The organism is Paenibacillus sp. FSL H7-0716 (assembly GCF_038002705.1).
GTDB classification, from domain to species: Bacteria; Bacillota; Bacilli; order Paenibacillales; family Paenibacillaceae; genus Paenibacillus_AQ; species Paenibacillus_AQ odorifer.
Genome location: NZ_JBBODA010000005.1, coordinates 70,341 through 94,079 on the forward strand (window position 1 = coordinate 70,341; position 23,739 = coordinate 94,079).

The 23,739-nt window shown below is 44.5% G+C and carries 23 protein-coding genes; 15 read left to right on the forward strand and 8 right to left on the reverse strand.

Features of this window, described 5'->3' with window-relative positions:
* Positions 1-2 precede the first annotated feature (2 nt).
* From MHH60_RS08530 to MHH60_RS08560, 7 genes are all read left to right on the forward strand, one after another.
* Positions 3-761 carry a Type 1 glutamine amidotransferase-like domain-containing protein gene (locus tag MHH60_RS08530; protein ID WP_143766721.1) on the forward strand — a complete coding sequence of 253 codons (759 nt, stop codon included), beginning with the start codon at positions 3-5 and terminating at the stop codon, positions 759-761.
* Positions 758-1,309, forward strand: coding sequence for a GNAT family N-acetyltransferase (locus MHH60_RS08535; RefSeq protein WP_076136012.1), 552 nt, complete (start codon positions 758-760; stop codon positions 1,307-1,309). Before MHH60_RS08530 ends, MHH60_RS08535 begins: the two co-directional genes overlap by 4 nt.
* A gap of 45 nt (positions 1,310-1,354) precedes the next feature.
* Entirely contained in the window at positions 1,355-1,690 is a 336-nt protein-coding gene (locus MHH60_RS08540; RefSeq protein WP_218640679.1) for a low molecular weight protein tyrosine phosphatase family protein, read from the forward strand.
* Positions 1,680-2,192 (forward strand): GNAT family N-acetyltransferase, encoded by a 513-nt coding sequence (locus MHH60_RS08545; RefSeq protein WP_076136016.1) that lies wholly within the window; start codon positions 1,680-1,682, stop codon positions 2,190-2,192. The genes MHH60_RS08540 and MHH60_RS08545 overlap by 11 nt, the downstream gene beginning before the upstream one ends.
* A gap of 154 nt (positions 2,193-2,346) precedes the next feature.
* Complete coding sequence (locus tag MHH60_RS08550) at positions 2,347-3,213, forward strand: VOC family protein (RefSeq protein WP_076136018.1); 867 nt, start codon at positions 2,347-2,349, stop codon at positions 3,211-3,213.
* A gap of 67 nt (positions 3,214-3,280) precedes the next feature.
* Positions 3,281-4,174, forward strand: a complete 894-nt coding sequence (locus tag MHH60_RS08555; RefSeq protein WP_143766722.1) for a beta-1,6-N-acetylglucosaminyltransferase — start codon at positions 3,281-3,283, stop codon at positions 4,172-4,174.
* 18 nt (positions 4,175-4,192) lie between these two features.
* Positions 4,193-4,828, forward strand: coding sequence for an NAD(P)-dependent oxidoreductase (locus MHH60_RS08560; protein ID WP_076136021.1), 636 nt, complete (start codon positions 4,193-4,195; stop codon positions 4,826-4,828).
* Between the two features lie 77 nt (positions 4,829-4,905).
* Here MHH60_RS08560 and MHH60_RS08565 read toward each other — a convergent pair whose 3' ends face one another.
* Positions 4,906-5,667, reverse strand: coding sequence for an MBL fold metallo-hydrolase (locus MHH60_RS08565; protein ID WP_076136023.1), 762 nt, complete (start codon positions 5,665-5,667; stop codon positions 4,906-4,908).
* A 250-nt stretch (positions 5,668-5,917) separates the two neighbouring features.
* On the opposite strand from MHH60_RS08565, the gene MHH60_RS08570 reads away from it, so the two are divergent.
* The 4 genes from MHH60_RS08570 to MHH60_RS08585 all read left to right on the forward strand — a co-directional run bounded on the left by MHH60_RS08570 (position 5,918) and on the right by MHH60_RS08585 (position 10,367).
* Positions 5,918-7,936 (forward strand): Na+/H+ antiporter, encoded by a 2,019-nt coding sequence (locus MHH60_RS08570; RefSeq protein WP_076136025.1) that lies wholly within the window; start codon positions 5,918-5,920, stop codon positions 7,934-7,936.
* Positions 7,937-7,938: 2 nt separating this feature from the next.
* A complete protein-coding gene (locus tag MHH60_RS08575) occupies positions 7,939-8,490 on the forward strand; it encodes a GNAT family N-acetyltransferase (protein ID WP_256715143.1) in 552 nt (183 codons plus the stop codon).
* Positions 8,491-8,492: 2 nt separating this feature from the next.
* Entirely contained in the window at positions 8,493-8,954 is a 462-nt protein-coding gene (locus MHH60_RS08580; RefSeq protein ID WP_076136027.1) for a DIP1984 family protein, read from the forward strand.
* A gap of 528 nt (positions 8,955-9,482) precedes the next feature.
* Positions 9,483-10,367 (forward strand): DegV family protein, encoded by an 885-nt coding sequence (locus MHH60_RS08585; protein WP_076129966.1) that lies wholly within the window; start codon positions 9,483-9,485, stop codon positions 10,365-10,367.
* 107 nt (positions 10,368-10,474) lie between these two features.
* Here the strand turns inward: MHH60_RS08585 and MHH60_RS08590 are convergent, their stop codons facing one another.
* The 5 genes from MHH60_RS08590 to MHH60_RS08610 all read right to left on the reverse strand — a co-directional run bounded on the left by MHH60_RS08590 (position 10,475) and on the right by MHH60_RS08610 (position 16,092).
* Positions 10,475-10,903 (reverse strand): threonine/serine exporter family protein, encoded by a 429-nt coding sequence (locus MHH60_RS08590; RefSeq protein WP_036685970.1) that lies wholly within the window; start codon positions 10,901-10,903, stop codon positions 10,475-10,477.
* A gap of 28 nt (positions 10,904-10,931) precedes the next feature.
* Positions 10,932-11,696, reverse strand: a complete 765-nt coding sequence (locus MHH60_RS08595) for a threonine/serine exporter family protein (protein WP_076136029.1) — start codon at positions 11,694-11,696, stop codon at positions 10,932-10,934.
* A 157-nt stretch (positions 11,697-11,853) separates the two neighbouring features.
* Positions 11,854-13,116: a DNA polymerase IV gene (locus MHH60_RS08600; RefSeq protein ID WP_076136031.1), complete on the reverse strand. Its 1,263-nt coding sequence runs from the start codon at positions 13,114-13,116 to the stop codon at positions 11,854-11,856.
* A gap of 81 nt (positions 13,117-13,197) precedes the next feature.
* Complete coding sequence (locus tag MHH60_RS08605) at positions 13,198-13,800, reverse strand: YitT family protein (protein WP_076136033.1); 603 nt, start codon at positions 13,798-13,800, stop codon at positions 13,198-13,200.
* A gap of 1,425 nt (positions 13,801-15,225) precedes the next feature.
* The gene (locus MHH60_RS08610) at positions 15,226-16,092 is read right to left on the reverse strand and encodes a helix-turn-helix transcriptional regulator (protein ID WP_076136035.1); all 867 of its coding nucleotides are present in this window, start codon (positions 16,090-16,092) and stop codon (positions 15,226-15,228) included.
* Positions 16,093-16,254: 162 nt separating this feature from the next.
* On the opposite strand from MHH60_RS08610, the gene MHH60_RS08615 reads away from it, so the two are divergent.
* The 4 genes from MHH60_RS08615 to MHH60_RS08630 all read left to right on the forward strand — a co-directional run bounded on the left by MHH60_RS08615 (position 16,255) and on the right by MHH60_RS08630 (position 19,787).
* Entirely contained in the window at positions 16,255-18,222 is a 1,968-nt protein-coding gene (locus tag MHH60_RS08615) for a glycoside hydrolase family 127 protein (protein ID WP_256715151.1), read from the forward strand.
* Between the two features lie 207 nt (positions 18,223-18,429).
* Entirely contained in the window at positions 18,430-18,660 is a 231-nt protein-coding gene (locus MHH60_RS08620) for an HIT family protein (RefSeq protein WP_076136039.1), read from the forward strand.
* A 78-nt stretch (positions 18,661-18,738) separates the two neighbouring features.
* On the forward strand, positions 18,739-19,374 hold the full coding sequence (locus MHH60_RS08625) for a pyridoxamine 5'-phosphate oxidase family protein (protein ID WP_076136041.1): 636 nt from the start codon (positions 18,739-18,741) through the stop codon (positions 19,372-19,374).
* Positions 19,375-19,478: 104 nt separating this feature from the next.
* On the forward strand, positions 19,479-19,787 hold the full coding sequence (locus MHH60_RS08630; protein WP_076136043.1) for a hypothetical protein: 309 nt from the start codon (positions 19,479-19,481) through the stop codon (positions 19,785-19,787).
* Positions 19,788-19,880: 93 nt separating this feature from the next.
* Here the strand turns inward: MHH60_RS08630 and MHH60_RS08635 are convergent, their stop codons facing one another.
* A complete protein-coding gene (locus tag MHH60_RS08635; protein ID WP_076136045.1) occupies positions 19,881-22,316 on the reverse strand; it encodes a GH36-type glycosyl hydrolase domain-containing protein in 2,436 nt (811 codons plus the stop codon).
* 176 nt (positions 22,317-22,492) lie between these two features.
* Complete coding sequence (locus MHH60_RS08640; protein ID WP_076136047.1) at positions 22,493-23,548, reverse strand: LacI family DNA-binding transcriptional regulator; 1,056 nt, start codon at positions 23,546-23,548, stop codon at positions 22,493-22,495.
* Positions 23,549-23,739: the final 191 nt, after the last annotated feature.

Consider the following 23,739-nt stretch of genomic DNA (forward strand, 5'->3'; position numbering starts at 1 on the left):
TAGTGAAAGAAGGGGAAATCATGGGCACTATTGTAGTTATTGGCGGGGGAGAGTTAATCGAGCTTGAAACGCTGGAAATTGATCGTGAAGTTGTGCAGCTGACTCAAAAGGCTAAGCCGAAGGCGTTATTTATTCCAACAGCCAGTAGTGATGCGCCGGGGTATTGTGATACTTTTAGCAAAGTATATGGCGATATTCTCGGATGTGAAACAAGTCACTTATTGCTCGTGAGCCAAACCTACACTCAGGATGAGATTACAGATTTAATTACAGCTGCTGATTTGATTTATGTTGGTGGAGGCAATACCCGAAAGATGCTGGAGATTTGGAAAAATACAGGGGTAGATACGCTTTTGAAAGAAGCTTATTCCTCTGGAACCGTATTGGCCGGGCTTAGCGCAGGTTCTATCTGTTGGTTCGAATATGGGCATAGTGACTCTGAGGCGTTCGACGACCAGGGGGAATGGCAGTATATCAAGCTTGAAGCCATGGGGATTCTGCCGGGCATTCATTGTCCGCATTATAATGAGGATATTCGGGTTGAAGATTTTACACGCATGGTTAAAGGTGGAGGTCTGCCTGGAATCGCGGTGGATAACAATTGTGCGATCATCTATAAAGATAAGGAATATAAAGTGATGTCGACCAGAGAAGATGCTAAAGCCTACCGTGTGATTGACTCCGAGCAAGGTGTTGTCGTAACGGAAATAGAAGAACATCCAAGCTACAGACCTCTTTATGAACTGTATGGCGCGTTATGATTATTTTTGAAAAGCAAGAGATCAGACTAAGAACACTTGAGCTAAACGATGCCACATTACTTGTAAAATGGCTCTCAGATCCTGTTGTCCTGGAGTTCTATGAAGGTCGTGATCGCCCTCATGATTTGGAGCTGGTGAGGGAGCATTTTTACGACGAGCAAGCCGAAGTCACGCGGTGTATAGTGCAATACAAGGAGCGGGATATAGGTTATCTCCAGTTCTATCTTATAGATGATGAAGAATTAGAAGTGTACGGCTACGTGGGATTCAAAGGTCAAATCTTTGGGATGGACCAGTTTATTGGCGAGCCTGATTTATGGAATCAAGGAATTGGTTCACGGCTCATTAAAGAAACGGTTAAGTATCTTATCGAAATAAAACAAGCGGACAGAATTGTCATGGACCCGCAAGCCTGGAATAAGAGAGCCCTTAGAGTATATGAGAAGATTGGCTTTGTGAAGAAAAGATACCTTGAACAGCACGAGCAACATGAAGGAGAGCTAAGAGATTGTTGGTTGATTGAATACACGAAGCAGGCGAGACAATAAATATCTTTTTAACAATCGGATAAGGAAGGTGCACTTATTAAACTAATGTTTGTCTGCAGCCAGAATCGCTGGCGGAGTCTAACTGCGGAGAAGATCTTTCAAGGAATTGATGGCCATGAAGTGAGATCTGCAGGGACTGAAGATCATGCCAGAATTAAAATTTCTGAAGGGCATTTGGGTTGGGCGGATGTGATTTTTGTGATGGAGAAGAAACATGTTCGAAGAATTCAAGATAAATTTAGAGACTGTGTAATGAGCAAAAAAATAATTTGCCTGAACATAGGTGATGACTATAAGTATATGGATGAAGATTTGATCGGCCTTCTGGAATCCAGTGTATCCGAATATTTTCTGGAATGGAGCAACAAAAATGAGGATTAGAACAGAAACTGTGGCAGACTATAATGGAGTATTTCAAGTGAATGTTAAGGCTTTTGGTGATCGGGAAGATGAAGCGCAGTTGGTCGAAAACATTAGAAGTTCGCAGGGGTTTATCCCAGAGCTCTCGATTGTCGCGGAAAAAGATAATGAGATTGTAGGACATCTACTGTTAAGTAAGGCTGTAGTTCAAGATGGGGGGAAGTTATCTGATGTGATTGCGTTAGCCCCATTAGCTGTTCTGCCGAACGTTCAGAAGCAAGGAATCGGCAAGGCGCTGATCCAAGAAGGGTTAGAAAGATGTAGAACGCTCGGATATGAGCTTGTCTTTTTAATCGGGCATCCCGAATATTACCCGAGATTCGGATTTCAACCCGCAGGGCTGCATGGGCTGGAGTTGAAGCAATTTGAGGTACCGGAGAATGTCTTTATGGTCTGTGAGCTGAAGGAAGGCGTACTGCAGAGGATTAAGGGAGAGTTAAAATACCCGGAAACCTTTTTTTGAATTACTTATAATATTATTTTGTGAATCATGTTTGGCTGTGAACCAGTCGACATGATTTTTTTATTGGTAATTGACAAACATATAGAATGTAACTATACTAAAGATAGTTAATTTGTAACTATAGCAGTTACAGCGCGATTAGGAGGAATTTATAATGACGACTAAAACAATACTTCAACCAGACACTCAGATCGGTCTGGTGCAGATTAGAGTAAGCAATTTGGAGCGTTCGCTCACCTTTTATCAGAATGTTGTGGGGTTAAGCGTTTTGCGGCAGACTGGCCGTGAAGTGGAAATGACCGCTGACGGTCAGAATGTGTTATTGATTTTGCGGGAGATTGAAAATGCGCGGGTGATCCGTCCTAATTCTGTGTCGGGGTTGTATCATTTTGCTATTCTTGTTCCAGACCGTCCTAGCCTTGGATTGGTTGTTCGTAATTTGATCTCTTCGGGGATTGAAGTGGGGCAGGGGGATCATCTGGTCAGTGAAGCGTTGTATATTCAGGATCCTGATAATAATGGGATTGAAATCTATCGAGATCGACCTAAGAGTGAATGGAAATATGATGCGGAAGGGCATGTAATGATGTCTACTGATCCAGTGGATGTAGATGGACTATTGGCAGCTTCTGAAGGTTTATCATGGAACGGGCTGCCAGCGGGAACAGTGATTGGGCATGTTCACTTTCATGTGGGGAACTTAAATAAGGCGAAAGCCTTCTATGTCGATTTGCTTGGTTTTGAACTAACAGCTAATTATGGAAGTGCTGCTATGTTTATCTCTGCTGGTGGCTATCATCACCATATCGGGCTGAATGTTTGGGCCGGACAGGGCGCACCTGCGGCTCCAGCTGATACTGTGGGGATTGATTATTTTACCTTAATTCTTACGAATGAAGAGGAACGCAACGCTGTGGTGGAGCGAGTTCGGCAGGCTGGTTACGCAGTTACAGAAGTGAATGGAAATCCTACATTCCAAGATCCATGGAACATTGGAATCAGACTTGTTTTAGAGAGATAATTATATATCCATTTTCGTCCATTTATTTTATAATATTGGAAATAGATGGGCGGAAGGGTGAAGTTTGTTGGAAGCATTCAAAATGGCGTATATCATTCTTTGTCATAAGAATCCGGAGCAGATCAATATGCTAATCGATAGTTTAACTAACGAGTCCGTAGAGTTTTTCCTGCATGTCGATCAGAAAAGTAATATTGAAGCTGATATTATTCACCGTAACGATATTCATTTTGTGGAAAAGCCTATTGATGTGCAGTGGGGGCATTACAGCCAGATTGAATGCATTTTGAAGTGCTTTTTGCTGATCAAAGAACATGGGGATTTCAATTATATTCACATCCTAAGCGGTCAGGATCTGCCTCTTGCTTCAAATGAAGTGATTCTAGATTTCTTTAAGGTGAATGAAGGTAAGGAATTTGTGAAGTATTTGCAGCTACCTAATGCTGCGGAAACTTGGGGATGTTACGAGCGGGTCTCAGTTTATTATCCTAGATTCCTCATCTCAAGGACCCGGCGTATGACAGCGATCCGAATGAGGTACATTAAACTAATTATGAGCGTTCCGTTTCTGCAAAGAAGATTAAGCGCTCTGCCGAACGGTTTATATAAAGGCTCAAACTGGATGTCTATTACAGGTGGATGTATGGAGTACATCTTGGATTTTACAAAAAGCTCTCCGGAATACGTCAGATTTTTTAGGAACACTTTATGTGGAGACGAAATTTTTTTCCATACGATAATTTTGAATAGTATTTATAAGATGCATGTGCTGAATGAAATCAAGCGGTATACAGATTGGGAAACAGGACCGGATTATCCTAGAACGCTAACGATAGAAGACTATGATCGGATCACTCAACGGGGCACGGAATGCTTTTGGGGGAGAAAATTTGATCTCGATATCGATAGAACCATCGTTCAGGAGCTCCTTGATATAAATATTAAAGCCAAAACATCGTAAACTCAGGAGGACAATTATATGAAAATCGCAGTTGTTGGAGCAAGTGGAAAAGCTGGAAGCCGAATTACGCAGGAAGCGTTGGATAGAGGTCATGAAGTTACAGCGATTGTGCGGGATGCCTCTAAAGTAACAAATAGTAAAGCGAATGTCATTGAAAAGGATGTATTTGCACTTACCGCTGAAGATTTGCAGGGGTTCGACGTGGTTGTGAATGCTTTTGGTGCGCCGTTTGGACAAGAACATCTGCATGTGGATGCCGGGAATGTGCTTATTGAAGCGTTGAAGGCTTCGCCCAATACAAGATTGATTGTAGTTGGGGGTGCAGGAAGTCTTTATGTAGATGAAGCCAAAACGCTTAAAGTAGTGGATACGAATGACTTTCCTGACTTTATTAAGCCAACAGCGACGAATCAAGCCAAGAATCTGGAGATTCTGCAAGGAACAGATGAACTCTCTTGGACCTTTGTTAGTCCATCTGCTAATTTTGCCATCGGTACAAGAACAGGTTCTTATGTAAAAGGTAAGGATAATCTTCTGATGAACTCCAAAGGCGAAAGTTATGTCAGCTACGAAGATTATGCTGTTGCTATTGTCGATGAAATCGAACAGCCGCAGCATATTCGTGAACGGTTTACGGTGGGTTCAGAGTCTTAAGTGATAATGAAGAATAACGATCCTATATGACAAGAGAAGGCAGAGCCGGATTTTAGGCTCTGTCTTCTTTTGTATTATTACAGCTTTCCTTTTCCTTCTGCTAGTTCAGCAATACGTCTGTTTGCATCTCCGCGGTAGCGTCCGCCGTGATAACAAATGACCGTATCGATCTCATACTCAGAGAACTTGTTCAGAGAGGCCAAAGCCAGCTCCATGTCAGGTGTGGCGGAAGGAGCGGGACCCTGTAGCTCGCCATCCTGAACGGTCAAGGCATCGGCGGCAATAAGTGTACGGCTATCATGATGGTAAAGACTGAGATGCCCTGGGCTATGGCCTGGGGTATGGATCACCGTAATTCCACCGGCAAAAGGTAACTTTTCTCCATCCACAAGCGTTTGATCCACTTTTCCTTTAGGAGGGTGGGCTAATACAGAGAGGAAGGCACGCCGCCATTCCTCAGGTACATGAGCTGGGATCATAGCCGCTGCCGCCGCTAAAGCTTCAGGAGTGTGCTTAAGGAGCATTCGCTCTCCTTGAATATAAGGCTGCTCAATTTCATGAGCCAGAACAGTAAGCTCTAGATCATCATCAGCCAATAGGGCAGGGAGGCAACCAATATGGTCTAAATCCTGATGCGTGATAATAAGGGTACGGAGCTTCTCCCAAGGCACATCCGCTTCTTTTAGAGCCTCTTTGAAAGTAGAGAGTAGACCCGGGAATCCGGTATCGACGAGTACGGCGGCATGTTCATCCCAGAGTAGCGTGGGGTAAATCGTGTCTTTTCCACCCATAACCTGCGCTGTAATCTCGAGCATTTCTATTCCTTGAGCAATGTACATTATTATCCCTCCGTGATTGATAATAAGAGCGACGCCGTGAGGCTAATGCATATATTACTCAAAACTGAAAATAAAAACAATAGGTAAATATTTTATTATAACACAAATAAATATTTATGTCAATATATATCTGATGGAATTTTTGTGGAATTTGTAGGCGATTTTATTATTGAGAATCTTTTGCTAGATTTTGCCCTTGCCTAAAGCTTTGCGATATAATAATCAAATAAAAAAAGGGAGTTGATGTGGTTTGGAGACATTTCTAGTTGTACTCGTCCTACTTGGGCTTATCGCAATATCCAACATCATAAACCGATTCATTCCCTTCGTGCCGATACCCTTAATACAAATTGGGTTGGGTGTAGTGGTCGTACTATTGCCTTTGGGAATACATATGTCACTGGAGCCAGAGTTGTTTTTCGTGTTATTTATTGCTCCGCTTTTGTTCAATGACGGAAAGCGAACCCCAAGAAATGAGTTATGGAACCTGCGGGCTCCAATCTTAATGCTGGCACTAGGCTTGGTATTTGCTACAGTGCTTATCGCTGGTTATTCCATTAACTGGATGATTCCAACCATTCCACTCGCAGCTGCTTTTGCGCTGGCAGCGATTTTATCGCCGACAGATGCTGTGGCGGTAAGTGCAATCGCTGGGAGAGTACATCTTCCCAAGAGTATTCATCGTATTCTAGAGGGCGAATCATTGATGAATGATGCCTCTGGCCTTGTTGCGTTTAACTTCGCTATTGCAGCAGCTGTTACAGGCATATTTTCTTTGCCGAAAGCCTCCATTAGCTTTGTGATTATCGCTTTAGGCGGGCTAATTGTCGGAGCAATACTCGCGTTTCTTCTGATTCGGTTCAGCGTATTTATCCGCAGACTGGGGATGGAGGACATCACAGTGCATGTGCTGCTGCAAATCCTGACTCCTTTTATTGTGTATCTGATTAGTGAAGAAATAGGGGTATCCGGCATTTTAGCTGTGGTTGCAGCAGGGATAATTCATGCGGTCGAGAAGGACCGTGCGGTCTCACCACAGTATAAGCTACAGCTGGTATCCGCCAGCACATGGTCTGTGCTGCTCTACATCTTGAATGGCTTGGTCTTCCTTATTCTCGGATTGTCGATTCCAGATGTTATTGAAGTGATCTACCGGGATACAGCGGTGGACAATCTTATGGTGATTGGTTATGTATTAGCGATAACGTTGCTGCTTTTTGTGCTGCGTTTTATATGGGTATATGTATTTTCCCTGGCTGGCGCCGGCCTGCAAAAAATGGAAAAATCGTCTATTAAGTCCATGCTAATCCTGACCATTTCAGGGGTGCGAGGCGCGGTTACTTTAGCCGGTGCCTTTTCGATTCCTTTTGTGTTAGGGGATGGCTCGCCTTTTCCTGAACGTGATTTAATCATCTTTATCGCTGCGGGTGTGATTCTAATGTCGCTGCTGATCGCTAGTATCTTTTTACCAATTCTCGCAGGTAAAGAAGAGCCGGTTGCCGAACCAGGGGATACTGAGGTTGAGCAGGCGGCCAAATCTAAGGTTGTTGCTGCCGGGATAACGCTGCTTCAAAGTATGATGACGGAGGAGAGCAAGGATTCCGCACAGCCAGCTTTGAGTGAATTTAGAGAAAAGGTTTATAGTCTGAACCGCGAGGATCAAGCGAACGATCCGGCATTTGAGGAACTCCGTCGGCTTGGGGTTGAAGCAAGGATAGTGGGCTTGCATGCTGAACGCAAAGAGCTGACCCGATTGCTTACTAACAATGAGATTCCTGCCTCAGTGGCTCAGAAAATGGAAGAATTCTTGGATCATAGTGAAGTTTTCTTAGCCAGAAGTCTCAACTCTCAAATTAGATTATCCCTTACAGAGATTAGAAGGCTATTTGCGGGGATGTTCTCAGGACAAAACGAACGGGAAGCTAGCCAACAAATGCTGCAACAGGCTGAATGTGCAAGAAAAGCTAAGGTTTCTATGTCCCGCGCAGCAATAGCTGCTGTTAATGCAAGTATCAATGAGAACAACCGAAAAGCAGTAGAGAAGGTTGCATGCAGTTATGAGCAACTAATCTCACGCTTCGAGCAGGGTCAAGGCTGGACAAAGGATGGTCTCGTTGATGATCAAAAGCTTGAATTGAAACTGAAAGCTATTCAGGAGCAACGGGATAAGGTGCAGCAAATGTACCAGGATGGAACTATTAACCGCAAGCTAGCCGGTAAATTACGCAAGTTCGTCGATCATTTGGAAACATCCATTTGGGAGGATTAGCTGTGTTGAACAAATTGGGAGGATTAGCTGTGTTGAACAAAGTAATGGGAGAAAGCTTGTTATTCACTGAAATTCGCGAAGAGCATCTGTCGGATGTACTCGATATTTATAACTATTACGTGCTGAACACTACGGTTTCTTTTCATACCGAGCCTTTAAGTTTGGACGAAATGCGGCAATCAGTGATGAATGATGATCCGCGGTTCAAATCATACGTTATATTATCCTGGGACAATGTTATTCAGGGCTATGTTCTGATTGCTAGACATAAGAGTAAGCCGGCTTATGATAGCTCTGGGGAGATCAGTGTGTATTTGAAACCGGCTTGTGTGGGTAAAAGAATAGGACAGCATGCCTTACGCTTTATTGAAAAGAGAGCTGCCGAACTGGATTTCCATGTGTTAGTAGCTACCGTTTGCGCAGAGAATGAACGCAGTCGCCAGCTTTTCTCAAAGAATGGATATGAACAATGTGCCTACTTCAAGGAGATTGGCTGTAAATTTGGTCGAAGACTGGATATCGCCACCTATCAGAAAATCTTAGGGGGAATTTAAAGATGAAACTTGCGGAAGCATTAGTGAACCGAAGTGATCTTACCCGTAAAATCGCGCAGCTAAAGCAGCGGCTCGATCGGGTCGTTAAGGTGCAGGAGGGGGAAGATCCGGCAGAGCAGCCGGAGGCTCTTTTGCATGAGCTGGAAATAGCTGTTAACGAGCAGGCGATTTTGATTCGAGCGATTAATCGAACGAATTCATCTGTTGCCTTCAATGAGAATTGGAGTATTGCCGATGCCCTAGCCGAACGGGATAAAATGCTGCAGCTGCGGAAGCTGTTTAGCGATTTGCTTGAGCAAGCTTCGATCACTCAGGATCGGTATAGCCGCTCTGAGGTTCGTTTCCAGAGAACGGTGGATGTCGCTCAGATTCAGAAGCGGATCGATGAACTGTCTAAGTCTTATCGCGAGTTGGATTTTAAAATTCAGGAGAAAAACTGGACGGTAGCCTTAATCACACCGTAATAAGCTTTATCACAGCAGAAGGTAACTGATCTTCATAAAGGCGAGCGCAACCCGCCAACAGGGAAAGTTGGACAAATTGACAGATGCCGGGCCATATCTGACCAATCATAACTTAGCCCCGTACTGTAACAACTGTAAAGAGTACCTATTAATGTAACTACCAAGCGCTGATTTATGTAAGGAAGGTGAGGGTGGGGACGGGGATATTTTTGCTGTGGTTAGGCTTTTACATAACATGAACTGGTTCTATTAGGATAGGTATATTCGTCATACATAATGTGAAATAATGTCGAATAAAGTTGAAAAAAGATGAATGAAATTTGCATTATCGTCCTGTTTTGCCTATCTTATCGCTCGTTATCTTGTATAATTTACGAATACGCACGAGGACTTCCTAAACCGCTGGTCTATTCGTATGTTGATTGTACAGGATGAGAGAGTGATTCATTGGCCGAGAAGGTTTAGTGGCCCTTGTCTCTTCAAACATTCTACTATTCCTTTCATGAAAGAGAGAAGTGACAAGTGACCATGAAATCAATTGCCTGGGTAACCGACAGTACATGTACAATCGATCCTGAGTTCGCCAAGAACAACCATGTGTATATTGTTCCTTTACGTCTGATTATTAACAACGAGTGTTATAAAGAAAATATAGATATTACGATCGATGAGTTCTATGAGAAAATGCGTCAGCATGATCAAGTAGGGAGCTCACAGCCGCCAATCGGTGAGTTTATCGAGTTATACGAACGGTTGAAGGAAGAATATGATGAGATTATCGCGGTGCATCTTTCGACAGGGCTTAGCGGAACATACAATGCTTCCATGCAAGGTGCTGAAATAGCGGAAGCTAATGTTATTGGAATTGATTCCAAGGTTGGCGCTTATCCGATTCGGGAAATGATCACGCGAGGTATTCATTGGCACAAGATGGGCTTTACTGGTCTAGAGATTAAAGAAAAGATAGAGAATATCATTCAAAATATGTCCTTCTACTTAATTCCTGCAAGCTTGTCCCAGCTTCACCGTAGTGGGCGTGTTTCTGGTACACAGGTAATTCTTAGTCAATTACTGCGGATAAATTTGCTGCTGCGTTTTGACGAGGGCAAGGTCATTGTTGTGGAAAAAATCCGCACGATGAAGAAGACAAAGCAGGCGCTGTTAGATATCTTTAAACAGGATGCTGGACTTGTTAGCGATGTGTGCATCATGCATTCCAATAATTTAGAAATGGCGCTGAAGCTAGAAGAAGACATCAAAGAGATGGCGCCTGATTTACGTACGGAGATTATGACTTACATTCCTGCCGTGGCTGTTCATGCGGGTGAAGGTACCGTAGGACTTTCTTGGATTAAAAATAACCGGATCAATAGTATTTATTCGGAGGTCGAACCTGTAGCAGTACTTGTGTAGATAGGACAGTACAAAGAAATCGCTTCTTGGAAGAGGGATGTATGATCCTCATTATACCAAGAGACGATTTCTTTTTTTTGAATCTATGAAATGACGTTCTAAGAAGGTTATGCTTTGCTGGCACGACGGCGGAACATTTGTCCGATAACTTCACTCAGTACCAGTCCAGCCGCAATTGCACCAGAGAGCATTAATGCCCGAACAGCGATTTCTACAGCCAGATTATAGTTTTCTTCCACAAATCTACGCATAGCATCGTAAGCAAGGCCACCCGGAACAAGTGGGATAATGCCGCCTACACTAAAAATAATAACCGGCATTTTGAAGGATCGGGCAAACAACTGGCTGACGATGCCCACCACTACAGTAGCCGCAAACGTAGCAACAACAGGCCCACACTCTACATCAAGGATTACATACACCATCCAGCCTACCATTCCAGCAAAACCACACTGTAGTAGAGCGCGCTTAGGCGCATTAAATAAAATACAGAAGGTTGCCGCGGCGATAAAACTGGTTATAAGTTGCAAAATCATGAAGGGCTAACCTCTTTCACATGGAAAATTAAAATAGTGATAGTACAAGCCCAATGCCTGTACCGATCGCAAAAGCAGTTAGAAAGGCATCTGCTCCTTTGGATATGCCTGAGACCAGATGACCAGCCATCAGATCACGAACGGCATTAGTAATGAGTAGACCGGGTACTAGAGGCATCACGGAGCCGATGATGATTTTGTCCATTTCTTGACCTATGCCTAGCTTTACAGAATAGAAGGCTAGAAGTCCAATCAGGAAGGAAGCAGAGAACTCTGCAAAAAATCTAGTCTGCACAAGACGATGCAGGTAGATAACCGCAGCAAAACCTAACCCGGAAATCGGCAATGCGGGGAGAGCATCCCACAAGCTGCCTTTAAACATAACGGTGAAGCAAGCGCCGGTAAGCGCCGCTGCTATGATTTGCAGCCATACCGGATATGCATGCGCGGCATCATCGACCTCACCTAATCGTGTCCGAGCTTCCTCGGCTGTAATCTGACGATCATTCAGACGCCGCGAGATATCATTAACCTCCGAGACTTTCTGCAGATCTGTTGTCCGCTCGGCAATCCGATATAACTTAACAGGCTCCGTTCTATTGGTGGTGAACATAATAACGGTTGGCGTCACATAACTGTGTGCCCCTGGAAAACCGAGAGAAGCAGCCATACGTGTCATTGTATCTTCTACTCTGTAGGTTTCTGCACCGTTTTGCAGCATGATCTTGCCAGCAAGAAGACAGAGATCAACGATTTCATAATAGGTAGTGTTAGTGTTGCTCGTGCTTTCCAACTTCTCCGGTCCTCCCCTGGAATGTTACATATCTATGTGTATATACTTATGATTGTCGCTTCATTGTGTGAAAATAACAACCTCAATATAGCATTATAAACGATATGGGATATATTTTAATATAGTTTCAGAAATAAAATGTATAAAGATGCACTGTTTATTTATAGTGCCCGCCAATCTTTCCGGATCTGTCCTTAAGTTGTCCGGCATCTGTGAACGATGCGGCGCGTCCAATGATCGATTCCCCGTATTTATTCTTCAGCGCATCAGTGGCCCGTTCGAGCTCACGGTAGCGGGGGCGCGACTCAAATAAGGTTAGCTGATATTGGCTTTCGTCAGACAGATTGGACAGGCTTAAATGAATTCGGCGCACAGGCTGACCCTCCCAATGCTGTTTAAAAAGAGCGAGGGCGGCCTCGTATACCAGCTGGGTTGCATTCGTAGGATCGTTCATCGTAGTCTGTCTCGAGAAGCCGCTGGGGTCATCAAAGCTGGCGCCTTGGCAGCCCACAGACACGACTGCACCATGCACCTTCAGCTTGCGGCTGCGCCTGCACACCAGCTCTGAGAGCTCCAGAATGATGGTCTTGATCTCTTGCAGTGTATAGTAATCCCGTGGCAGTGTCATTTGGTGCCCGATGCTCTTGGGGGCAACTTCATAGGTAGCCGGACTTACAGGGCTATCGTCGATGCCGTTGGCAATTCGCCAATATAGCTCGGCATCGATATCGCATTTTTTATGGAATTTCTCCCGCATGCGCCATTTCAGCTCGCTTAGCGGCATCTGTGCCAAATGGCCAATCGTTGTGAGGCCCATGCTTTGGAAGTGCGCAGACATGCGGCGGCCTACCATAAACAACTCACTAATAGGCAGCGGCCAAAGTACATCGGGTAGCTCTTCCTGAGTGAGGGTAAATAGACCCTCCGGGTTCTTCTTGGCCCACAGGTCGCAAGCCATTTTGGCGGTAACCTTCGAATAACCTATACCGATACGTGCGCGCACACCTGTATTTCTGCGGATCAGGTCCTGAATGGTCGTAGCGATCTGTCTTGGGCTTCCGAATAAGCTGAGGCTGCCGGTGATATCAATAAACTGCTCATCGATGGAATAAGGTTCTACGAGGTCACTGAATTTGCGTAGAATGTCCGTGATTTGGGAGGAAACATCGATATATTGCTGCATATGTGGTCTGACGACGATTACTTCGGGGCATTTCGCGAGTGCTTCCTTCAAGGTCTCGGCGGTAGTAATGCCAAAAGATTTGGCTAACGGACAAGCGGCAAGCACAATCCCGCTTCGTCTAGCCGGATCTCCGGCGACAATAAGCGGTTTGTTGCTATATTGCGGATTAGAGGCCTTCTCCACGGAGGCGTAAAAGCTCTGACAATCGGATAACAAAATAACACGCTCTTTATTCATAGATTCACACTCTCCAGGTGAGGTAGAGATACGGTAGATGATTTTCTTATTATTATAATACGAACATATGATCGTGTATATTCATATTTTTTTCCATTTCTCTTCAGTCTCCAAGGTGCAGAGACCTGTGGCCACACCCCCAGCGATAATCGTGAGGATGGAGTGGAAGAAGGTTTCTTTGGAAATCAGGAGTCCTCCCGCGCCGATAATTATGAAATCTGTCAAAAAAATGATGAGTCCAAGATTAAGCGGGAGATACCTTTTGATATATTGAGCCAGCAGATCCGTTCCGCCTGTACTGGCTTTGAACCGCAGCATAAGGCCAAGACCCGTTCCCATTAAAAAACCGCCAATAATGGCGCTGGAAATGGAGCCGAACTCAAAATAATACAGAAAGTGGTACTGAAAGGGACCGAGAAGCTCAATCAGAAACGATGAGGTCAATAAACCTAATACACTATTGAAAAAGATATCGCGTTCCTTCAGCCAGGCTAACAGGAAAATCGGAAAGCTGCAGAGAAGGACAGCTATACCGATTTTGGCATCGGATAAATAATTGATGATGAGGGCTATTCCTATTATTCCCCCATCTAGGATTTTATATGGGACTAGAAAAAAATTAGTTGCTGCTGCAATAAGCAAGCTTCCGATCAGGATGATCGCGTATCTTAATAATGACTGCATATTTAACATCTCCACATTAAAGGCATGTCTTATAAATATGCTTGTCACTTCCAAAAAATTGCAGTGAAGCAAAAAAACTGATTTCGGGCCTAATCATGCGGACCCAGGAGACCCTATTAGGTAGGTTCAAGGCATTTTTTCGAGCTAACGGACCCAGTTGCAGCTATTCCCACAAATGTAGTCCGATTCCGAGCAAATTATGAGCAATAAGAGCTATACAGTCCGAAACTGCCGCAAAATGGACGGAAAATCACAAATAGGTGCAATAGGGTCCGCAACGTTCAATAGATTTAAGTAACTCCTACCCATACATCACACGCGAGATCCCACCCCAAAATAGGTGCAATCCGGTTCGTTGCGCTCAACAGACGTTAAGTTACTCTCACCAATACATTATGCGAGATCTCGCCCACAAATAGGTGCAGTGCGGTCCGTTAGCTCAACAGACATTAGAGCAACTCACCGCCCAGCCTCCATGCGGACCCAGGAGCCCCTATTAGGCAGATACAAGGTATTTTTTCGAGCTAACGGACCCAGTTGCAGCTATTCCCACAAATGTGGTCCGATTGCGAGCAAATTATGAGCAATAAGAGCTATACAGTCCGAAATTTCCGCAAAATAGGCCGAAAATCACAAATAGGTGCAATCCGGTCCGATACGATCAAGTTCTAGCAAAAGGTAGCAGGTTTCGAGACGTAGACAGCTAGGTTAAGCTATAGGTAACTAATTCCGCACGGTGTAGATAGGTAGATAGGTTAAGCCATAGGTAGCTATTTCCGCACGGTGTAGCTAGGTTGAGCCCCAGAAAGCTAGTTTAAACAATAGCTAGCACGTTTAGGAGCAAATTTGGCAGGCGGCGTTCTTTCGGCAACTGTTCGGACTCAGTTGCTCTTATTTCCATGATTCCGCTCGTTTTGTCACACTAACGGACTCAGTTGCAGCTATTGGCTCAAATGCGCTCCTTTTCTGCGCAAATCAAGGACAATAAGAGCTATACAGTCCGAAACTGCCGCAAAATGGGCCAAAAATCACAAATAGGTGCAATCCGGTCCGATACGATCAAGTTCTAGCAAAAGGTAGCAGGTTTCGAGACGTAGGCTGCTAGTTTGAGCAACAGGTAACTAATTTCTCGCACGGAGTAGCTTGGTTAAGCCATAGGTAGTTAATTTCGCACAGTGTAGCTAGGTTGAGCCCCAGAAAGCTAGTTTAAACAATGGCTAGCACGTTTAGGAGCAAATTTGGCAGGCGGCGTTCTTTTCAGCAACTGTTCGGACTCAGTTGTTCTTATTTCCATGATTCCGCTCGTTTTGTCACACTATCGGACTCAGTTGCAGCTATTCCCACAAATGTAGTCCGATTGCGGGCAAATTATGAGCAACAACGAAAACAGCACGCCTCCAATTATGAGACGTGCTGTTTTTGCCGTTATCGGGAATACCGCTTGCGGAAGCGAAGCGGAGAGATGCCGATCTGCTGAGTAAAGCGACGCGAGAAGTAGGCGGTGCTCTCGAAGCCGATACGTTCTGCGATCGCAGCTATAGGCATCTCTGTCTTAAGCAGAAGCAGCTTGGCCTGTTCCAAACGGTAATCCGTTAAATACTCCATCGGAGTCAGTCCATATACGCGTTTCATGCAGCGGGCAAGGTAGTTATAATGAAAATGCAGCGCATCCGCCAGAGAGGCATTGGAGAGAGGCTCCGCGTAATGATTGCGGATATAAGTCTCTGTCCTCTCGGCGATCTCTACCGCATGACTTTCTGAAGTATCATGCTGCGCTAGATCCATCATCCGCAGCATTTCTTCAAAAATCCTTTGCTGCTCCCAAACTGCACTGGAACGTCTTCCAGTGGACAGCTGTAAAAGCTTCTCAGCTTGTCCACTCCTTTTAAAGGGATCAGGAAGGGGACCAAACTGCGGGATGCGAATGGTATATGGATGAGTAAGAAACTGGCGGAAATGTGTCTCTCGGTTGATATACACAGGCTCGCCTTCAGAGCTTGACCAATCTGCGAGGGTATGAAAATGAATCCATATAAACGAAGTCAGCTCCTCGCAAGACTTAACGGAATAATGATAGCGGTCAGGCAGCAGAAGCAGCGTATGCCCAGCCGCAACCTCCCATTGATTATGCTCTTCACCGATAAATAGGCAACCTTGCTCTACAATAATCAGATCAAATAAGCCGATATGGCTTCTATTTGGATGCTGCTCTCCGGGTTGATAGACAGTGTGATTGCATTCCAGAAAATATGGAAAAGGCGGCGCTGCGAAATGTACATAGGAAGGACTCACTGTGTTCTACCTCTCTTTTTATCGTAGTCCGAGCTCAAATTGTCCTTGGAAATAGGAGTGTGAAATAGTACAAAAAAGGGGTTGCTTCTGATTATATTTTTTATCTATTGTACGCTCTATAATTGTAATTAGCGAGTATAAAATAAGGCTAAGGGGAAGATGATGATGAATAAAACGATCCAGGATCAGCAAGTTGTAAAAGATCAATCCGTTAGCATTAAAGATGATTTCTGGGGAAGTTATATAAAGCTGGTACAAGATGTTGTAATCCCATATCAATATGAGGCATTGCACGACAAAGCAGCGGGAGCTGAGCCCAGTCATGCCATTGCTAACTTTGAAATTGCTGCGGGCCGGAAGACCGGTGAATTTTACGGCTGGGTATTTCAAGACAGTGATGTAGCCAAGTGGCTGGAGGCCGTAGGTTATTCCTTAAGCATCAAACGTGATCCTGAGCTGGAGCGCCAAGCGGATGAAGTGATTGACCTCGTTGGAGAAGCGCAGCAGGAAGACGGGTACTTAAATACTTATTTTACGATAAAAGAACCCGGCAAACGCTGGACCAATCTGAACGATTGCCACGAGCTGTACTGTGCTGGGCATTTCATTGAGGCCGCCGTTTCTTATTACGAGGCTACAGGCAAAAGAAAACTGCTCGACATCATGTGCCGAATGGTTGATCATATCGATTCTGTGTTTGGTCCGGAAGAAGGCAAAATGCGGGGATATGATGGCCATCAGGAGATTGAGCTTGCGCTCGTTAAGCTGTATCGGCTCACAGGTGAGGAGCGGTATTTGAAGCTCAGCAGCTTTTTTATTAATGAGCGAGGTCAACAGCCGAATTTCTTAAAGCAACAATGGGATAGTCTGGGGAGTATCAATTTTTTCACAGGTCAGAAGGAGAATTTAGATTTAAAATATTACCAAAGTCATCTTCCGGTAAGAGAACAGGAAGTGGCTGTAGGACACGCTGTGCGTGCGGTTTATATGTATACTGCCATGGCTGATCTAGCCGCACTTACGGGAGATGATACCCTTCGCGAAGCATGCGAGAGACTGTGGAATAACATCACTACTAAGCAAATGTACATTACTGGCGGGATCGGATCTACGCATCGGGGTGAGGCTTTCACCTTCGATTATGATCTGCCTAACGATTCGGTGTACGCAGAGACTTGTGCATCTATTGGGTTGATCTTTTTTGCACAGCGGATGCTGAGAATATCGCCGGATGCACGTTATGCCGACGTCATGGAGCGGGCGCTTTATAACAATGTGTTGGGTTCAATGGCACAGGATGGTAAGCACTATTTTTATGTGAATCCACTGGAAGTATGGCCTAAGGCATGCAGCTGCAACCCAGATAAACATCATGTGAAGTCCGAGCGCCAAGGTTGGTTTGGCTGCGCTTGCTGTCCTCCGAATGTGGCGCGTCTGCTGACTTCGCTTAATCAATATATCTATACGATCCATGGCGATACGCTCTATACGAATTTGTATATTGGGAGTGAGCTGACAACAAAGCTGGGCGGAACAGATGTTGCGATTCAGCAAGAGAGTAACTATCCATGGGAAGGTACAGTCTCGTTGAAGATTAATCCTGCAGCGGAAGCCCAGTTTGGGATTGCCTTGCGGATTCCATCTTGGAGCCAAGGAATGGAGATCAGAGTCAACGGTGAAGCAATGGATACTGCTGAGAACATCGAGCAGGGATACCTCGTTATCCGGAGACTGTGGAGAGCAGGAGATGTAATCGAAGTGCATGACCCTATGGAGGCACATCGTATCTACGCACATCCAAGTTTGCGTGCAGATGCTCAAAAAATAACGATTCAGCGTGGACCTCTTGTGTATTGTCTTGAAAGTATCGATAATGGTGAGCCGTTAAGCTCGATTTCTTTAAAAGAAGGCAGTGAACTTACTGCGGCTTTTGAAGAGACATTACTCGGCGGCGCTGTTGTTGTCGAGGCAGAGGGGCTGCGTGTAGATAAAAAGGGCTGGAGTGGTGAGCTTTACAGCAGAGTCAAAGCACCAGTTCAAACTGTTAAGGTTAAGGCAGTTCCGTATTACTTATGGGGAAATCGTGGCAGTGGTGAAATGAAGGTATGGATTCCGGAAGCCAGCGTTTAAGTTATAGGTAGACATAGATCTCGGGAATGGCTGTAGTTTATCAACATTTACCGATGGGGACAGCTGTAATTTACAGTCTGTCCTTTTCTTTTTGCAAAAAGGAGAACACATGCGAAATGGCGAAATTAGAAGAAACATAGAAATATTCTTAAATCCTATAACAGTGGAGGCGGGCTATATTTATAATCATGCTCCAGAGGGTTATACTTGTCCCTTTTGTTTGTTGGTTTCGGGCAAGTTCTAATCATCCCTAATCAGCATATCGAGAACATTTACACATTGGAAGTTGAGATCTCAAACCGGATACATGAGCTGGAAATTGAAGTTGCTAGAGGACTTAAAGAAGTTTATAAATGTGATGGCGTTTCTTCTAGACAACATAATGAGCCGGATGGCAGCCAAGATGTATGGCATTATCATTTACATGTGTTTCCATGATATCATGGGGAATTATTAAGAGGATATTTGAGCAACAATAAGAATATTGGGGCTTATTAAGTTGAGAGAGGGAGAAGTATGAAGCCAAACTTTTTCGAAAAAGTTATAGAGTCAGAAGACGAGCTAAGGTCTTTATTTGGGTACCCAAGCGAATTAGTTAACAACAAAACCATAACTTTTATAGATCATCATTGCCGTGATTATATCTCAAAATCCCCAATGCTTTTTATGGCTACAAGCGGTTCGTCCGGTGCTTGTGATGTCTCTCCGCGCGGGGACGCAGAAGGTTTTGTTCACGTGTTGGATGATAAACATTTAGTGATCCCTGAACGCCCTGGGAATAGACGGTTTGATTCTTTGCGGAATATACTTGAGAACCCAAAAGTCGGATTGATATTCATCATCCCCGGACTTGAAGAAACATTAAGAATAAATGGGCACGCGAGTATAGTTAAGGATGAAGAAATATTGAAACCTATGGAGGCGCATGGTAAAGTCCCGGTCATTGGAATTGGCGTGGAAGTTGAAGAATGTTATATGCATTGTGCAAAAGCCTTTAAGCGGTCACATTTGTGGGATGACGATCATTGGCTTGCGAAAGAAGTATTGCCTAATCCATCAAAAATACTGGCGCAGCATGCCCGCAAACTTGGAGTTACTCCAGAGGATATCTCGAAATCACTAAAAGAAAGCTATGAAAAACGGCTATATTAACATTTTTGACTTAGAAATGGAATGGGATTTGCCCTTCATTGTATGCTATATTTGATCTGGATAAGGCAACTGATTATTTTACAGATAATATTGGAGGCATCACAATGAGTAAACGTTATCGAATGACAAGAGCAATGCAGAATGATGGAGATTCAGCAACAACCCTATCTTTAGAAGAGTGTAAGCAATATTTCGCATCCAAATCTGATTTCACTTATACATCAGTTTTTACAGTAACAGGTGCCACTACCATGTCCATTGAGGGAGATTTCTTTATGTGGAGCTATGGTGAAACAACAATCCCATTTAGACATTATCAGGGCGATATTTATGTTTCTGGGGCTAATGAAGCCGTGATTCCTAGAATGCTTGAGGTTGCGAGTGATTTAAGAGCAGATATTGTGGAAGGGTAAAAAAAGATGCCCCCTGAATCCTTCAGGGGGCATCTAATGTTAATTTTAGATCCGCTCAACCGTTCGTTTGAACGATTGAGCGGATTTTTTATATTAACCCAGTTCTACAACTACTTGGTGTACAGCGCCGTCTCCAACAGGAGTGATGATGTTACCTTCTACAGCTGCGCCATCCAAGGTAAGACTAGCTACACCTTTGGATACATGGTTCGGGTTCTTGATTTGAATCACATAAGTATCTCCACGGAAGACACGGGTGATTTCAAAGCTGTCCCACTCTGTAGGAATACAAGGGTCGATCTTCAGACCATTGAAGTCCGCTTGAATACCAAGGATAGATTGTGTAATCGCTACATAGTTCCAAGCAGCAGTACCAGTCAACCAGGAGTTTTTAGCTTCCCCGTGGCGAACGGCATCTTTACCTGCGATCATTTGCGAGTATACATAAGGTTCAGTACGGTGAATTTCGCTGATGTCCTCCAAGTAAGCAGGAGCAATTTTAGCGTAAATTTCAAACGCTCTGTCACCATGTCCAAGTACAGTTTCAGCGATCATGATCCAAGGGTTATTGTGGCAGAAAATACCAGCATTTTCTTTGTAGCCCGGAGGGTACGTAGAAATTTCACCCAGGTTCAGATAGTACTTGGAATATGGTGGCTGTTGCAATACGATACCATATTTAGTATCCAAATGCTCTTGCACGGAAGTCAGAGCTTTTTCAGCTTGACCATCTTCCAGACCGATACCGGCCATAACACAGATACCTTGTGGTTCGATGAAGATTTTACCTTCTTCGTTTTCTTTGGAACCGATCTTGTCGCCATAGTGGTCATAAGCGCGCAGGAACCAGTCACCATCGAAACCGTGAGTCAGTGTGATTTCACGCATGTTGTCAATCTTAGCTTCTGCATCCGTAGCTACATCATTAAGTCCGCGCATCCGGCAGATTTCTGCATAGTCCGGTCCAACGAAGACGAACAGACCCGCGATAAATACGGATTCCGCTACGCGGCCTTCGATGTTGGCAGTAGTTTGGAAAGATTCGCCCGGCTCTGTAGAGAAGCAGTTCAGGTTCAAGCAGTCATTCCAGTCTGCACGGCCGATCAGCGGCAAGCCGTGAGGTCCGAGATTGTTAGTTACATGCTCGAAGGAGCGTTTCAAGTGTTCAAACAGCGTAGCCGTGTTATCCGGATTGCTGTCAAAAGGAACCTGCTCATCAAGAATCGATGTGTCGCCAGTTTCTTTGATGTAAGCAGCTGTGCCAAGGATCAACCAAAGCGGGTCATCATTAAAGCCGGTACCGACTTCATTGTTACCTTTTTTGGTGAGCGGCTGGTATTGGTGATAGGCACTGCCGTCTTCAAATTGTGTAGCGGCGATATCGAGAATACGTTCTTTAGCACGTTCAGGAATTTGGTGTACAAATCCGAGCAAGTCTTGGTTAGAATCGCGGAAGCCCATACCACGGCCAATACCGGATTCAAAGTAAGAAGCGGAACGGGACATGTTGAAGGTAACCATACATTGATATGGATTCCAGATGTTAACCATACGGTTCAACTTATCGTCGCCACTTTGGATTTGATATTTGGACAACAGGTTATCCCAGTGTGCAGCCAGTGCAGCCAAAGCAGCATCCACTTGAGCGTCTGTAGCAAATTGCTCGATCATAGCCTCTGCTGGTTTTTTGTTGATTACATTCAAGGATTCCCATTTATCTTCTTCTGGGTTTTCAATGTAACCAAGGACAAAGATGAAGCTTTGCTCTTCGCCTGGCTCCAGAGTAATGTTCAGGGCGTGCGATCCGATAGGGGACCAGCCGCTGGCAACGGAGTTAGTTGGTTCACCTGCAGCAACAGCTTGCGGGCTTTCCAGACCATTGTACATCCCTACGAAAGCTTCGCGGTCAGTATCAAAGCCGGCGATTTCTTTGTTAACAGAGTAGAAAGCGTAGTGGTTTCTGCGCTCACGGTATTCTGTTTTGTGATAGATAACAGAACCCTTCACTTCAACCTCACCAGTGCTGAGATTGCGTTGGAAGTTAGTCATATCATCTTGTGCATTCCAAAGACAGAACTCTGCAAAAGAGAACAGTTTAACGGATTTCTTTGCAGAACCCGTGTTTTTCACTACAAGACGATGTACTTCAGCGTTATGACCCATAGGTACAAAAGCAAGCTGGTTTACAGAGATCCCGTTGCGTTCACCAGTAATGGAAGTGTAGCCAAGACCGTGACGGCATTCGTAGAAGTCCAGATCACGTTTTACTGGCATCCAGCCTGGAGTCCAGAAATCACCATCATCATAAAGATAGTAGTAACGGCCGCCAGCATCCATAGGGATATTGTTGTAACGGTAACGGGTCAATCTTCTGAGACGAGCGTCTCTATAGAAGGTATAGCCACCAGCAGTATTAGAAATAAGTCCGAAAAATTGTTCATTACCAAGGTAGTTAATCCAAGGGTAAGGTGTTTTTGGTGTGTTAATTACATACTCTTTACGAGTGTCGTCAAAGGTACCGAATTTCATGTGAGAAAGTCTCCTTTCGATTGTGAACGCGCGTTTATAAGTTTCAGGAAAAATTCCCTCGAGGGAAGGGATTCTTTCCGTTGTTTCTAAAAGATAGTATTAGGCAGTGATTTCGAGAACCGATGATAGCAGCTCCACAGAAAAATATGTATTCTTCAGTGAATGATGAATCTGTGCTACTTCTTCGGCGGTTGACAGGAATCTCTCTCCACTAAACGAGCTGGAAAGCTGATCGTGCTGAAAGTCGGCTGCTGTGAATCACACAGCTCGATTACTTTTTCCACTGCAGCCTTTGACATTTCGTAAATCGGCAAGCGCACAGAGGTGAGCTTAGGCTGAATACGGGATGCCAGCTGAATGTCATCGAAACCCGCAATGGAGATATCCTCAGGGACAATGATTCCATGTTCGGAGAACGCTTCCATCGCTGAAATAGCCATGTCATCGTTGGAAGAGAAAAAGGCAGTCGGCAAAGATTCACCAGAAGAAAGCAGCTTCTTGACCTCTTCATAAGCCGTCTCTTTCAGAAAATCACCCTTTAGAATAAACTTCTCATTCATAGGCAGACCATGTTTTTTCAGCGTGTCCTCATAGGCCGTGTAGCGTTCTCGACCAGAGTACGTATTCATTTGCCCACAGATGATACCGATCTCTTGATGGCCTAAGGAGATCAAATGTTCAATCACTTCTGTGGTGCCCTCGTAGTCTTTGGAATTCACAATGGCCAAATGATTGCGGTCAAGATGCTCCGACATAATCTCTGAGATATCATAATCAATCAGTACTAGCGGAGAATCGAGTCCCACCATTTCGCGGACGATATTAATATCCTTCTGAGTGCCGACAATTATACCACCGTCAATTCGTTTTTGCAGAAAAGCTTGTTTTACCTTCAGAAAGTCGTCCGGAGAGTATACCGTATGAATCAGAACGTAACATCCGCGGGCATTCGACGTGTCGACTACGGCATCGACGAAGGGTGCAAAGTAATTGTTCTGATAAATTCGGGTAGTGTTCTCTTTCTCGTTCATACTGATGGCGAACAATCCGATGGTATCGGTTTTCTTACCGGCCAGAGCCCGTGCAAAGCTGTTCGGTTCGTACTGATGTTGCTCAATCACCCGCAGCACTTTGGCCCGGGTTTCTTCAGGAACATTGGAATAGTTGTTGATCACGCGGGATACCGTACTTCGGGAAACCCCGGCCAACTTAGCAATATCTTCGCTGCGCATGTTTCCCCTCTTTTCATAAACGCGCGTTTATGAGTTTATTGTAAGCGAAAGTATCGTATAAATCAATTGTAAAAAAGAAATTTTGCGATCAAGTTAATAAAGGATGACATATTTTTAATAGAAGAAGAATCCTACCGAATCATGATAGAGCAGAATAACTAGAAATAGTTTGTATAAGTTTTTTGCGGAGA

What these genes read in the sequence shown, in the direction of transcription:
- MHH60_RS08580 (WP_076136027.1), top strand. Translation starts at nt 8,493, where the DNA reads ATGAAACTTGCGGAAGCATTAGTGAACCGAAGTGATCTTACCCGTAAA.
- MHH60_RS08640 (WP_076136047.1), bottom strand. Translation starts at nt 23,548, where the DNA reads ATGCGCAGCGAAGATATTGCTAAGTTGGCCGGGGTTTCCCGAAGTACG.
- MHH60_RS08585 (WP_076129966.1), top strand. Translation starts at nt 9,483, where the DNA reads ATGAAATCAATTGCCTGGGTAACCGACAGTACATGTACAATCGATCCT.
- MHH60_RS08545 (WP_076136016.1), top strand. Translation starts at nt 1,680, where the DNA reads ATGAGGATTAGAACAGAAACTGTGGCAGACTATAATGGAGTATTTCAA.
- MHH60_RS08625 (WP_076136041.1), top strand. Translation starts at nt 18,739, where the DNA reads ATGAAGCCAAACTTTTTCGAAAAAGTTATAGAGTCAGAAGACGAGCTA.
- MHH60_RS08605 (WP_076136033.1), bottom strand. Translation starts at nt 13,800, where the DNA reads ATGCAGTCATTATTAAGATACGCGATCATCCTGATCGGAAGCTTGCTT.
- MHH60_RS08550 (WP_076136018.1), top strand. Translation starts at nt 2,347, where the DNA reads ATGACGACTAAAACAATACTTCAACCAGACACTCAGATCGGTCTGGTG.
- MHH60_RS08560 (WP_076136021.1), top strand. Translation starts at nt 4,193, where the DNA reads ATGAAAATCGCAGTTGTTGGAGCAAGTGGAAAAGCTGGAAGCCGAATT.
- MHH60_RS08600 (WP_076136031.1), bottom strand. Translation starts at nt 13,116, where the DNA reads ATGAATAAAGAGCGTGTTATTTTGTTATCCGATTGTCAGAGCTTTTAC.
- MHH60_RS08615 (WP_256715151.1), top strand. Translation starts at nt 16,255, where the DNA reads ATGATGAATAAAACGATCCAGGATCAGCAAGTTGTAAAAGATCAATCC.
- MHH60_RS08635 (WP_076136045.1), bottom strand. Translation starts at nt 22,316, where the DNA reads ATGAAATTCGGTACCTTTGACGACACTCGTAAAGAGTATGTAATTAAC.
- MHH60_RS08630 (WP_076136043.1), top strand. Translation starts at nt 19,479, where the DNA reads ATGAGTAAACGTTATCGAATGACAAGAGCAATGCAGAATGATGGAGAT.
- MHH60_RS08565 (WP_076136023.1), bottom strand. Translation starts at nt 5,667, where the DNA reads ATGTACATTGCTCAAGGAATAGAAATGCTCGAGATTACAGCGCAGGTT.
- MHH60_RS08535 (WP_076136012.1), top strand. Translation starts at nt 758, where the DNA reads ATGATTATTTTTGAAAAGCAAGAGATCAGACTAAGAACACTTGAGCTA.
- MHH60_RS08540 (WP_218640679.1), top strand. Translation starts at nt 1,355, where the DNA reads ATGTTTGTCTGCAGCCAGAATCGCTGGCGGAGTCTAACTGCGGAGAAG.
- MHH60_RS08590 (WP_036685970.1), bottom strand. Translation starts at nt 10,903, where the DNA reads ATGATTTTGCAACTTATAACCAGTTTTATCGCCGCGGCAACCTTCTGT.